Annotated in this window: 7 protein-coding genes; 4 read left to right on the plus strand and 3 right to left on the minus strand. The window is 65.5% G+C overall.

From position 1 onward, the window contains the following. Positions 1-43: 43 nt before the first annotated feature. The gene (locus N440_RS10915; RefSeq protein WP_133935087.1) at positions 44-5,020 is read right to left on the minus strand and encodes an NAD-glutamate dehydrogenase domain-containing protein; all 4,977 of its coding nucleotides are present in this window, start codon (positions 5,018-5,020) and stop codon (positions 44-46) included. 250 nt (positions 5,021-5,270) lie between these two features. Between N440_RS10915 and N440_RS10920 the strand changes: the two genes are divergently transcribed. From N440_RS10920 to N440_RS10930, 3 genes are read left to right on the plus strand one after another with little or no spacing between them, the layout of a single operon-like run. After that, positions 5,271-5,927, plus strand: coding sequence for a TetR/AcrR family transcriptional regulator (locus N440_RS10920; RefSeq protein ID WP_008265285.1), 657 nt, complete (start codon positions 5,271-5,273; stop codon positions 5,925-5,927). Then, a complete protein-coding gene (locus tag N440_RS10925) occupies positions 5,927-7,195 on the plus strand; it encodes an efflux RND transporter periplasmic adaptor subunit (RefSeq protein WP_049458761.1) in 1,269 nt (422 codons plus the stop codon). The genes N440_RS10920 and N440_RS10925 overlap by 1 nt, the downstream gene beginning before the upstream one ends. A 15-nt stretch (positions 7,196-7,210) precedes the next feature. Then, on the plus strand, positions 7,211-10,384 hold the full coding sequence (locus tag N440_RS10930) for a multidrug efflux RND transporter permease subunit (RefSeq protein ID WP_053450234.1): 3,174 nt from the start codon (positions 7,211-7,213) through the stop codon (positions 10,382-10,384). A gap of 516 nt (positions 10,385-10,900) precedes the next feature. Here the strand turns inward: N440_RS10930 and N440_RS20470 are convergent. Beyond that, the gene (locus N440_RS20470) at positions 10,901-11,170 is read right to left on the minus strand and encodes a hypothetical protein (protein ID WP_243831339.1); all 270 of its coding nucleotides are present in this window, start codon (positions 11,168-11,170) and stop codon (positions 10,901-10,903) included. A gap of 18 nt (positions 11,171-11,188) precedes the next feature. Between N440_RS20470 and N440_RS20475 the strand changes: the two genes are divergently transcribed. Next, the gene (locus tag N440_RS20475; RefSeq protein ID WP_243831340.1) at positions 11,189-11,566 is read left to right on the plus strand and encodes a hypothetical protein; all 378 of its coding nucleotides are present in this window, start codon (positions 11,189-11,191) and stop codon (positions 11,564-11,566) included. A gap of 113 nt (positions 11,567-11,679) precedes the next feature. Here N440_RS20475 and N440_RS10940 read toward each other — a convergent pair whose 3' ends face one another. After that, positions 11,680-12,828, minus strand: coding sequence for an acyl-CoA dehydrogenase family protein (locus N440_RS10940; protein ID WP_133935088.1), 1,149 nt, complete (start codon positions 12,826-12,828; stop codon positions 11,680-11,682). Between the last annotated feature and the right edge of the window lie 122 nt (positions 12,829-12,950).

The raw sequence follows: 12,950 nt of genomic DNA on the forward strand, positions 1-12,950 counted from the left end.
CACGGTTTGCAGAGCAAACCGTGGGGCGTCAGCGCGAATGCGCTTACGCACCATGCGCAGCCAGCTGGCCCAGGCGCTGCACCGCGACCGAGACGGTCGGGTAGTCCAGGGTCTTCTGCTCGGCCAGTTCGGCCAGCATCGCCAGCGTGAAGCGCAGGCTGTTGTCGTCCCGGCCCATCCACGCCGAGACCTTGGCCTCCGCGCTGCTGCCCTTGGTGCCCAGCACCTGGCCGGCCAGGTTGCGGTGGTTGGCCGCCAGCTCGTCACGCAGCACGCCACGTGCCACGGCGTGCCAACGGCCGTTGACCTCCAGCGCATCAACCTGCTCGAACAGCCACGGCAGCTGCAGGGCGTCGCCCAGGCGGAAGTGGACCTTGGACACGTCCACCGGCTTCAGCTTGCGGGTACGCGCCAGTTCGATGATGTCGAACGCCGGCTCCAGGAAGTGCAGTTCGGCCAGCTGCTGGGCCAGCGCGGACGGCAGGCCCTTTTCCTTCCACTCGGCCACCAGGGCTTCGTAGGTCGGACGCTGCGAATCCGGCAGCACGCCCGAAGCGACGCGGATGTCGTTGAATGGACCCTGGTAGCGGTTGACCGCTTCGGTGATGCCCGGCATCGCGCCCGGGCGCGACAGCAGCCAGCGCACGAACGAACGCTGCAGCTTCCAGATCACTTCCAGCGCGTCGATCTGCACCGACTCCGGCACCTTGCCGTCGAGGGCATCGATCTGCGCCCACAGCGCGCGGGCATCCAGCGTCTCGCGGCTGATGGTGTAGGCCTTGGCGACCTCGGCGATGGAACGGCCGGTGTCTTCCTGCATGCGCATCAGGAAGGTGGCGCCCATGCGGTTGATGGTCTGGTTGGTCACGGCCGTGGCGATGATTTCACGCTTCAGGCGGTGACGCTCCATCGCGTCGGCGTACTTCTTCTGCAGCGGGGTCGGGAAGTAGCGCTGCAGCTCCTTGGACAGGTACGGATCTTCCGGGATGTCCGAATCCAGCAGCTGGGCGAATGCCACCAGCTTGGAATAGGACAGCAGCACCGACAGTTCCGGACGGGTCAGGCCCTGGCCACGCGCCTTGCGCTGCGACAGCTCGGCATCGGACGGCAGGAACTCGATCTGGCGATCGAGCAGGCCCTGCTGTTCCAAGGTGCGGATGAAGTGCTGCTTGGAACCCAGGCGCTTGACCGCCATCCGCTCCATCAGGCTCAGGGCCTGGTTCTGGCGGTAGTTGTCGTTGAGCACCAGCTCGGCGACTTCATCGGTCATCGAGGCCAGCAGCTTGTTGCGCTGCTCGACGGTCAGCTTCTTGGCCCGCACCACATCGTTGAGCAGGATCTTGATGTTGACTTCGTGGTCGGAGGTGTCGACACCGGCCGAGTTGTCGATGAAGTCGGTGTTGAGCAGCACGCCGGCCTGTGCGGCTTCGATACGGCCCAGCTGGGTCATGCCCAGGTTGCCGCCCTCGCCCACCACCTTGCAGCGCAGCTCGCCACCGTTCACGCGCAGGGCGTTGTTGGCGCGGTCGCCGACATCGCTGTGCTGCTCACTGGCGGCCTTGACGTAGGTACCGATGCCGCCGTTCCACAGCAGGTCGACCGGTGCCTTCAGGATCGCGCTCATCAGATCGTTCGGCGACAGCGCCTTGACGTTGTCGTCCAGGCCCAGCGCTTCACGCACCTGCGGGGTGATCTCGATCGACTTCAGGCTGCGCGGATAGATGCCGCCGCCCTTGCTGATCAGCTTGGCATCGTAGTCCGCCCAGCTCGAACGCGGCACGGTGAACAGGCGCTCACGCTCGACGAACGTGGTGGCCGCATCCGGGTTCGGGTCCAGGAAGATGTGGCGGTGGTCGAAGGCTGCAACCAGGCGGATGTGGCGCGACAACAGCATGCCGTTGCCGAACACGTCGCCGGACATGTCGCCGACGCCGACTGCGGTGAAGTCCTGGGTCTGGCTGTCACGGCCCAGCGCACGGAAGTGGCGCTTGACCGACTCCCACGCACCGCGTGCGGTGATGCCCATGCCCTTGTGGTCGTAACCCACCGAACCACCGGAGGCGAACGCATCGCCCATCCAGAAGCCGTGCGCGATGGCCAGGCCGTTGGCGATGTCGGAGAAGGTCGCGGTGCCCTTGTCGGCAGCCACCACCAGGTACGGATCGTCCATGTCGTGGCGCACGACATCCACCGGCGGCACGATCTTGTTGTTGACGATGTTGTCGGTGATGTCCAGCAGGCCCTGGATGAACAGCTTGTAGCAGGCCACGCCGTTGGCGAAGACCGCATCGCGATCACCATTGACCGGCGGGGTCTTGGCGAAGAAGCCGCCCTTCGCGCCAACCGGCACGATGACGGTGTTCTTGACCATCTGCGCCTTGACCAGGCCCAGCACTTCGGTACGGAAGTCTTCGCGACGGTCCGACCAGCGCAGGCCACCACGGGCGACCGCGCCGAAGCGCAGGTGGGTACCTTCCACGCGCGGGCCGTAGACGAAGATTTCGCGGTACGGGCGCGGCTTCGGCAGGTCCGGCACCAGCGCCGAATCGAACTTGAAGCTGATCACGTGGCCGTGCTGGCCGTTGGCATCGGTCTGGTAGTAGCTGGTGCGCAGGGTCGCGTCGATCACGCCCATGAACGAACGCAGGATGCGGTCTTCGTCCAGGCTGGACACACGGTCCATCAGCTTCAACAGCGCATCGCGCGCGGCCTGCATCTGTGCATCGCGGTCACCCTTGCGGGCGTCGACCACGGTCTTGAGCACCTTCAGGGTAGCCTCGTCGCCGGCGGCCAGCACATCGAGGTGGGCCTTCAGCTGCGCCTGGCCAGCCGCGATGTCGTCCTTGCTCTCGTGGCCGGTGGCCGGATCGAAGCGCGCTTCGAACAGTTCCACCAGCAGGCGGGCCAGCAGCGGGTAACGGGCGAAGGTGCCTTCCACATACGCCTGCGAGAACGGCACGCCGGTCTGCAGCAGGTACTTGCAGTAGCCCCGCAGCATGGCGACCTGGCGCCAATGCAGGCCGGCAGCCAGCACCAGCCGGTTGAAGCCGTCGTTCTCGGCATCGCCGTGCCAGACGCGGGCGAAGGTCTCGCCGAAGGCTTCATCGACGCTGGCAGCATCGATCGCGCCGGCGGTCGACTCGACCTCGAAGTCCTGCACGTACACCGGGGCGTTGTCGACCGACAGGCGGTACGGACGCTCGGCAATCACGCGCAGGCCCATGTTTTCCATCATCGGCAGCGCGTCCGACAGCGGAATGTCGTCCAGCTGGCGGTACAGCTTCAGGCGCAGGCCATCGCCGCTTTCGCGCGGCACCGCCTGCAGGCTCAGGCGCAGGTCGTCCGGGCCGGTCAGGGCGTCGAGCTGGCTGACATCGTTGGCGGCAACGGCGGTGCTGTTGTCTTCGATGTAGCCGGCCGGCAGCGCCTTGCCGATGCGGGCGGCGATGCGCAGGCCTTCGGTTTCGCCATGGCGGGTCACCAGCGCTTCGCGCAGGTCGTCCTGCCAGTTGCGCAGCACCTGGGCCAGCTTCTGCTCCAGTTGGGCGGTATCGACGTCGAGCATTTCACCCGGCTTCGGGCGCACGATCAGGTGCACCTGGGCCAGCGGCGATTCGCCCAGCACCACCGAGCTGTCGACGTACTCGCCGTGCAGCGCGTCCTTCAGCATCGCTTCGATGCGCAGGCGCACGTCGGTGTTGAAACGCTCGCGCGGCAGGTAGACCAGTGCGGAAATGAAACGGCTGTACTTGTCACGGCGCAGGAACAGGCGGCTGCGCACGCGCTCCTGCAGGCCCAGCACGCCCATCGCGGTACGGAACAGTTCGTCCTCGCTGGACTGGAACAGCTCTTCGCGCGGCAGGGTTTCCAGGATGTGGCGCAGGGCCTTGCCGCTGTGGCTGGCCGGGGCCAGGCCCGACTGCTTCATCACGTGCTCGTGGCGCTGGCGCACCAGCGGGATTTCCCACGGGCGACGGTTGTAGGCGCTGGAGGTGAACAGGCCGAGGAAGCGCTGCTCGCCGATGATCTTGCCCTTGGCGTCGAATTCCAGCACGCCGATGTAGTCCATGTAGCCGGCGCGGTGCACGCGCGAACGGGCATTGGTCTTGGTCAGGATCAGCGCGTCCTTCAAGCCGGACGTGGCGTTCAGGCCCTGCGCGGCCAGGGTCTTGACCGGACGGGCGGCGGACTTGTCCTTGCCGCGCATCAGGCCCAGGCCGGTGTCGTTCAGCGGTGCCAGCACCTCTTCCTTGCCCTGCTTCTCGACGCGGTATTCGCGGTAGCCGAAGAAGGTGAAGTGGTTGTCGGCGGCCCAGCGCAGGAACTCCTGTGCTTCCTTGCGCGAGGCATCGTCGACCGGCAGCTGGCGCTTGCCCAGGTCGTCGGCCAGCGCCAGCGCCTTGTCCTTCATCGGCTGCCAGTCGCGCACGATCGCACGCACTTCATCCAGCGCCTTGTTGATGGCCTGCTCGATGGCGGCCATGGCTTCGGCCGGCTGACGGTCGATCTCCAGCAGCATCACCGATTCGGCATCACCCTCGCCGACCTTGACCAGCTTGCCGGCCTTGTCGCGGGTGAAGCGCAGTACCGGGTGGCCCAGCACGTGGACGCCCACGCCCTGCTCGGCCAGCGACATGGTGACGGTATCGACAAGGAACGGCATGTCGTCGTTGACGATCTGCAGCACGGTGTGCGGCGATTCCCAACCGTTGGCCTTCGCGGTCGGATTGAACACGCGGACGTTGGCCTTGCCGGCCTTGCGGGCACGGGCGAATTCCAGCGTCTCAGCCGCGAGAGCGGCCCACTCTTCAGCGCTGTGGTGCGGGAACTCGTCCGACTCCATGCGCTTGTAGAAGTCAGTAGCGAAGGCCACTGCTTCGGCCTGTGCGGCCGCGGGGTAGCGCTTGCGCAAGGCCGTGTACACCGGCTCCAGGGAGAAACCAGCGGTCACTGCGACCTCCGACTCTGCTGGTTTGGTCTTGTTTTTCACGGTCTTGGCTGCGGTTTTTTGCGGTTTCATGGCAGAGCGATGCGCTTGCTCAGTTGGGAAAATGAAATTGTAGCCCTACCGCACGAAAAGGCCTTGCTGCAGGACGGAATAAGCAGATTCGGGTTTGCTGCGGTTTAGACGCCTATTCAGTTCGCACCGGTATGGTCGTGGCGTCCGTTTCAGCACTGCAGACAGGATCGGCAAAGCGTGTTACCGGAAGACACACGCGGCGACGCCGATGCGATTCCACAATCCTGAACTGGACGGTATAGTCCACCGCGTGAATCCGGCCTACCTTCCCGTTGCCCTCGACGCACGCGATGAGCGCGTGTTCGACGCCGTGCGCGAACTGCTGGCGCAGCAGGGCATGCAGATGAGCATGGACGCGGTGGCCCAGCAGGCCGGCTGTTCCAAGCAGACCCTCTATTCGCGCTACGGCAACAAGCAGCAACTGCTGCGCCGGGTGATGCAGCGCCATGTCGGCCACGCCACCGGGGCCATGGTCCGTGCACTCCGCACTGACGACCTGCGTGCCAGCCTGCTCCAGTTCGCCACCGACTTCCTGGAGCATTTCAGCCAACCGCATGTAGGACAGGCCTGTCGGCTGATCGCCGCCGACGCGTCCCAGTTTCCCGAAGAGGCGCGTACGCTGTACCGGCATGGCGCCGGCGCGCTGACGCTTCATCTTGCTGAATGGATTGAAACCGTTTGCATGCAGGGCCAGCTACGGCATGACGACCCGCACTTCATGGCCGAGCTGCTGCTGAGCATGATCGCCGGTCAGGATTTCGACAAACAGCGCTTCCATACCCCCCATCGTGATGACGCGCTGCTGCGTCGGCGCTGGGCAGAGTTCTCCGTCGACAGCTTCCTGCGCGCGTTCGCGCCACAGCCGTCGCCGGCCCCGTCTACAAACCAACCCCGGAGTTCCTCCTGATGACCGCCCCACTCCGCACCCTTGCCTTGACGTGCGCCGTTGCTGTCGCTCTGGCCGCCTGCAAGAAGCCGGAACAGCAGACGCCCCCGCCGCCGGAGGTGGGCGTCATCGACGCCAAGCCGCAGACCCTGCCGCTGCAGCGCGAGCTGGTCGGCCGCCTGTCGCCGTTCCGCAGCGCCGACGTGCGCGCGCGTGTTCCGGGCGTGCTGCTCAAGCGCGTCTACCAGGAAGGCTCCCAGGTCAAGCAGGGCCAGACCCTGTTCCTGATCGACCCGGCGCCGCTGCGTGCCTCGCTCAACGCCTCCGAAGCGCAGCTGGCCTCGGCCCGCGCCACCTATGCCAACGCCAAGGTCGCCGCCGACCGTGCGCGCTCGCTGGCCCCGCAGCAGTTCGTCTCCAAGTCCGACCTGGACAACGCCGAGTCGGCCGAGCGCACCGCCCTGGCCGCGGTCAAGCAGGCCGAGGCCGCGTTGACCTCCTCGCGCATCAACCTGGGCTACACCGAAGTGACCGCCCCGATCAGCGGCGTGGCCAACAAGCAGCAGGTCACCGAAGGTGCGCTGGTCGGCCAGGGCGATGTGACCCTGCTGACCACCGTCGACCAGCTCGACCCGCTGTACGTGAACTTCTCGCTGAGCGTCGATGAGCTGACCCAGCTGCGTGCGCAGCAGGCCAAGGGCGCACTGGCCCTGTCCGGCGATGGCAAGGCTACCGTCAGCGTCAAGCTGGCCGACGGCACCACCTACAGCGAGCCGGGCACGCTGGACTTCTCCTCGACCACGGTCGATCCGGCCACCGGCGCGGTCTCGCTGCGCGCGCTGCTGCCGAACCCGCAGCAGATCCTGCTGCCGGGCGCCTTCGTCAGCTTCCAGGCCAACCTGGGCGAGCGCAACAACGCCTACCTGGTGCCGCAGCAGGCGCTGCTGCGCGACACCACCGGCGGTTACGTGATGGTGGTCGGCACCGACGGCAAGGTGGTGCGCAAGAACGTCAAGACCGATGGCGCGCAGAACGGCAACTGGCTGGTCAGCGACGGCCTGGCCGCCGGTGACAAGGTGATCGTGGCCGGCGTGCAGAAGGTCAAGGAAGGTGCACCGGCGGTGGCCAAGCCGTGGACCCCGGGGCAGGACGCCAACGGCAAGCCTGCCGCAGGCGGCGCTGCCCCGGCAGGTGCGGCACCGGCCGCCGGCAAGGCACCGGCCGACGCGGCCAAGCCCGAGCAGGCCGATGCGGCCAAGCCGGCCGCCACCGATTCGAACAAGCAGTAACGGGAACCTTCCGTCATGCCTAAATTTTTCATCGAGCATCCAGTCTTCGCCTGGGTGGTTGCGATCCTGATCTCGCTCAGCGGCGTGATCGCGATCCTCAACCTGGGCGTGGAGTCCTATCCCAACATCGCCCCGCCGCAGGTGACCGTTTCGGCCACCTACCCGGGCGCCAGCGCGGACACCACCGAGAAGTCGGTCACCCAGGTGATCGAGCAGCAGCTGACCGGTATCGATCACCTGCTGTACTTCAGCTCTTCCTCGTCCTCCAACGGCCGGGCGCAGATCACCCTGACCTTCGAGACCGGCACCGATCCGGACATCGCCCAGGTGCAGGTGCAGAACAAGGTATCGCTGGCCACGCCACGACTGCCTTCGGAAGTGACCCAGCAGGGCGTGGTGGTGGCCAAGGCCAACGCCGGCTTCCTGATGGTGGTGGCCCTGCAGTCCGATACACCGACCATCAACCGGGATGCCCTGAACGACATCGTCGGTTCGCGCGTGCTCGACCAGGTCTCGCGTATCCCCGGCGTCGGCAGCACCCAGCAGTTCGGTTCCGAGTACGCCATGAACATCTGGCTGAACCCGGAAAAGATGCAGGGCTACGGCCTGTCGGCCAGCCAGGTGCTGGCGGCGGTGCGCGCACAGAATGTGCAGTTCGCCGCGGGTGCGCTGGGTTCGGACCCGTCGCCGGAAGGCCAGCACTTCACCGCCACGGTCTCGGCCGAAGGCCGCTTCAGTTCGCCGCAGGAGTTCGAGAACATCATCCTGCGCGCCAACGCTGACGGCTCGCGCGTGCTGTTGAAGGACATCGCCCGCGTCGCCTTCGGTGCCAACAACTACGGCTTCGATACCCAGTACAACGGCAAGCCGACCGGCGCCTTCGCCATCCAGCTGCTGCCGGGCGCCAACGCCCTGAACGTGGCCGAAGCGGTGCGCGGCAAGATGGACGAGCTGCAGCCCAGCTTCCCGTCCGGCGTGACCTGGTTCTCGCCGTACGACAGCACCACCTTCGTCAAGATTTCGATCCAGGAAGTGGTCAAGACCCTGTTCGAAGCGGTGTTGCTGGTGTTCCTGGTGATGCTGATCTTCCTGCAGAACTTCCGCGCCACCCTGATCCCGACCCTGGTCATCCCGGTGGCCCTGCTCGGCACGTTCCTGGGCATGTGGATGATCGGCTTCACGATCAACCAGCTGACCCTGTTCGCGATGGTGCTGGCGATCGGCATCGTGGTCGACGACGCCATCGTGGTGATCGAGAACGTCGAGCGCATCATGTCCGAGGAAGGCCTGGCGCCGAAGCCGGCCACGCAGAAGGCGATGACCCAGATCACCGGCGCGGTGGTGGCAATCACTGTCGTGCTGGCCGCGGTGTTCATCCCGTCCGCCCTGCAGGGCGGTGCGGCCGGCGAGATCTACAAGCAGTTCGCGCTGACCATCGCCATCTCGATGGCGTTCTCGGCGTTCCTGGCCCTGGGCTTCACCCCGGCGCTGTGCGCGACCTTCCTCAAGCCGACGCACAACGACAACCCGAACATCATCTACCGCACCTTCAACAAGTACTACGACAAGATCAGCCACACCTATGTGGGCCACATCACCTCGGCGGTGCGCCACGCGCCGCGCTGGATGATCCTGTTCGTGGTGCTGACCGCGCTGTGCGGCTTCCTGTTCACCCGCATGCCGGGCAGCTTCCTGCCGGAAGAGGACCAGGGCTACGCGCTGGCGATCGTGCAGCTGCCGCCGGGCTCGACCAAGGGCCAGACCAACGAAGTGTTCGCGCAGATGCGTGGCATCCTGGAAAAGCAGGATGGCTATGAAGGCATGCTGCAGGTGGCCGGCTTCAGCTTCGTCGGTTCCGGCGAGAACGTCGGCATGGGCTTCATCCGCCTGAAGCCGTGGGAGGAACGCAAGTTCACCGCGCCGGAGTTCATCCAGAACATGAACGGCGCGTTCTACGGCATCAAGGAAGCGCAGATCTTCGTGGTCAACCTGCCCACCGTGCAGGGCCTCGGCCAGTTCGGCGGCTTCGACATGTGGCTGCAGGACCGCAGTGGTGCCGGCTACGAACAGCTGACCCAGGCGCGCAACATCCTGCTCGGCAAGGCCGCGCAGAAGCCCGAAGCACTGGTCGGCGTGCGCCCGAACGGGCTGGAAAACGCCCCGCAGCTGCAGCTGCACGTGGACCGCGTGCAGGCGCAGTCGATGGGCATGTCGGTGTCGGACGTGTACAGCACCATCCAGCTGATGCTGGCCCCGGTGTACGTCAACGACTTCTTCTACGAGGGCCGCATCAAGCGCGTGACGATGCAGGCCGATGGCCCGTACCGCACGGGCCAGGAGTCGCTGAAGAGCTTCTACAGCCCGTCCAGCCTGACCACCAATGCCGATGGCACCAACGCGATGATCCCGCTCAACACGGTGGTCAAGTCCGAATGGGTGTCGGCATCGCCGTCGCTGAGCCGCTACAACGGCTACTCGGCGATCAACATCGTCGGTTCGCAGGCCCCGGGCACCAGTTCGGGTGAAGCGATGCAGACCATGGAGGCGATCGTCAACGACGACCTGCCGGCCGGCTTCGGCTACGACTGGTCCGGCATGTCCTACCAGGAAATCCTGGCCGGCAACGCCGCCACCCTGCTGCTGGTGCTGTCGATCGTCGTGGTGTTCCTGTGCCTTGCGGCGCTGTACGAAAGCTGGTCGATTCCGGTGGCGGTGCTGCTGGTGGTGCCGCTGGGCGTGCTCGGTGCACTGGGCCTGTCGATGCTGCGCGGCCTGCCCAACGATCTGTTCTTCAAGATCGGCCTGATCACCGTGATCGGCCTGGCGGCGAAGAACGCGATCCTGATCGTGGAGTTCGCGGTGGAGCAGCGTGCGGCGGGCAAGAACCTGCGCGATGCCACCATCGAGGCGGCCCGCCTGCGTTTCCGCCCGATCCTGATGACATCGTTCGCGTTCATCATGGGCGTGATCCCGATGGCGATCTCCACCGGCGCCGGCGCCAACTCCCGCCACGCCATCGGTACCGGCGTGATCGGCGGCATGCTGTTCGCCACCCTGCTCGGCCTGCTGATGATCCCGGTGTTCTTCGTGGTCGTGCGCCGCATGCTGGGCGACAAGCTGGATGAACCCTCCAGGGAGTTCATGGAACGCCAGCGCGACGCCGAAAGTGCCCACCGCCCGGATCGTTGATCCGGCGCTGGGTTGAAACGAAAAGGCCCCGGAGCGATCCGGGGCCTTTTCTGTTGCCTGCTCCGACGTGCCGGAGCGGATGTTGGCCAACCGCGGATGTCGCCTCCGGCAGCCAGGCGACCGGACCGATCCACGCAGCGGAAGATGCGCATCGCAATCGCCTTGCGATGCAGAGCCACATACGCCCCCACGTGTCGCACTTCGTCAGTCACGCCACGACTGGGCGAACCGTCACAACCTCCTGCGAAACCGCGGCTTAACAAAGGGCTTCTACCACAGCTACATCAGGCAGGATTCCATGCGTCGTTCGCTTTTCCCAAGAACCTTACAGCTTCTCGCATTGCTGGGGCTGAGCGCGTTGATCTCACCCGTGGCACATGCTGCAGGCGTGCTGATCTGCGACAACTGCGCGGACCCACGCGCGCTCGCGCTCACATCCGGCACGGGTCTGACCATCGTCGCGGATTTCAGCCAACGCAGGCTTCACGGCTACGAAGTGGAGTACGACCGCGAACTTCACAGATACCGGGCAGTCCAGACACGGGTGCCGGATCCGATCATCGCGTCGTTCAACCGCATCATGGGGATGCTTGACCGGCGCGGCATCCGCGCCGGCCAGAGGGGGCACAGTTCGAAATCCACCCCGATGACCCGGCAGCGGCCAATGGCATCACCTTTCCAGAAGAATTCAAAAGCCACAACGCGCATGACATCGCGCAGATGGCAACCGCCCGCTTCCGGCTTGAGGCCCAGATCGGCGAGGCGTTCGCCGGTGCGACCACCCACTCGACGGCCTGGAACAGCATGGCGACGTTTCTCTCGTCCATTGGCCTGAGTTTCGTCAGCAAGGCGCTGGGCATCGATGGAGCGATATATGTCATCACATGGCGGGATGGCTCACAGACCACCCTCCTCATCCGTCCCGACTCGGTCAGGGAAGCGAGGTATGTACAAGGGGGAAGCAGGGATGCACAGGGCAACCGCATTGCCGATGGCGCTGCCAGCGATCCGGACACCGCACAGGGCTTCGCGGGTGTCTATCAGTTTGAAGACGGGGAAGCGATGCAGCGCTGGATCGATACCGCTCGACTGTACGGTGTAACCGTTGTCGAAGGCAGCGGCATCGCAGGCCAGATGGATTGCCGCTGGGACGGGCGGACGTTGACCTGCGAAGGCAGCTGAATGGGAAGCACACCCGGAGGCAAGGCCCCGGAACGCTCCGGGGCCCTGCCTGCCACGTGGAAGAGGCCAACCCGGGTGGGCGCTCTTCAATCCACGCCAGCCAGTGTCGGCAACTACCGCAGCCCGGTCTCGTTGCGGGCAATCACCAGGCGCTGGATTTCCGAGGTGCCTTCATAGATCTCGGTGATCTTGGCATCGCGGAAGTAACGCTCCAGCGGCATTTCCTTCGAATAGCCCATGCCGCCATGGATCTGCACCGCCTGGTGGGTGATCCACATCGCCGCTTCCGACGCGGTCAGCTTGGCCACCGCCGCTTCGGTGCTGAAGCGCTTGCCCTGGCCCTTCACCCATGCCGCGCGCAGCGTCAGCAGCAGGGCTGCATCCAGCTTGCACTTCATGTCGGCGATTTTGGCCTGGGTCATCTGGAAAGTACCGATGGCCGCGCCAAAGGCCTTGCGCTCCTTCACGTATTCCAGGGTCGCTTCATAGGCGGCCCGTGCGATGCCGATGGCCTGCGAGGCAATGCCGATGCGGCCGGCGTCGAGCACGCTCATGGCGATCTTGAAGCCCTCGCCCTCCTGGCCCAGCACATCTTCTGCCGCGGCCACGTAGTCGTTGAACTCGATCTCGCAGGTGGCCGAGGCACGGATGCCCAGCTTCGGTTCGGTCTTGCCACGACCGAAGCCGGCCTTGTCGGTATCGATGATGAAGGCGGTGATGCCACGCGCGCCCTTGTCCGGCTCGCTCATCGCGAACAGCACGATGTACCTGGCCACCGGGCCGGAGGTGATCCAGCTCTTCTTGCCGTTGATGACGAAGCTGCCATCGGCCTGCTTCACCGCGCGACAACGCATTGCGGTCGCGTCCGAGCCCGACTGAGGCTCGGTCAGCGCGAACGCACCGATGGCCTCGCCTTCGGCGATCGCACGCACGTAGGTCTGCTTCTGCGCCTCGGTACCATGGGTGAGGATGCCGTTGCAGAACAGCGAATTGTTGACCGACATGATGGTCGAGTGGGCGGCGTCGGCGGCGGCGACCTCCACCATCGCCAGCACGTACGCAACCGGGTCCATGCCCGCACCGCCGTATTCGGTCGGCACTTCGATGCCCATCAGGCCGTTCTCGCCGAGCAGGCGGATGTTGTCCAGCGGGAACTCGCCGGTACGGTCGTGATGCTCCGCGCTCGGGGCAATCTTCTCCTGCGCGATGCGCCGCGCCACGTCCTGCAGCATCAACTGTTCTTCAGTAAAGCTGAAATCCACAACACCCTCCCGGGTACATGAAGTTATGGGCCGCGCACGGCGCACCCAGGTCCCTCGATTGTACCGGGGCGCGGTCGCATCCGTACGCCAGCGACTTGACCGCGACAGTCCCTCTCAGCGAA

The organism is Stenotrophomonas sp. CC22-02, assembly GCF_004365115.1.
Classification (GTDB): domain Bacteria; phylum Pseudomonadota; class Gammaproteobacteria; order Xanthomonadales; family Xanthomonadaceae; genus Stenotrophomonas; species Stenotrophomonas forensis.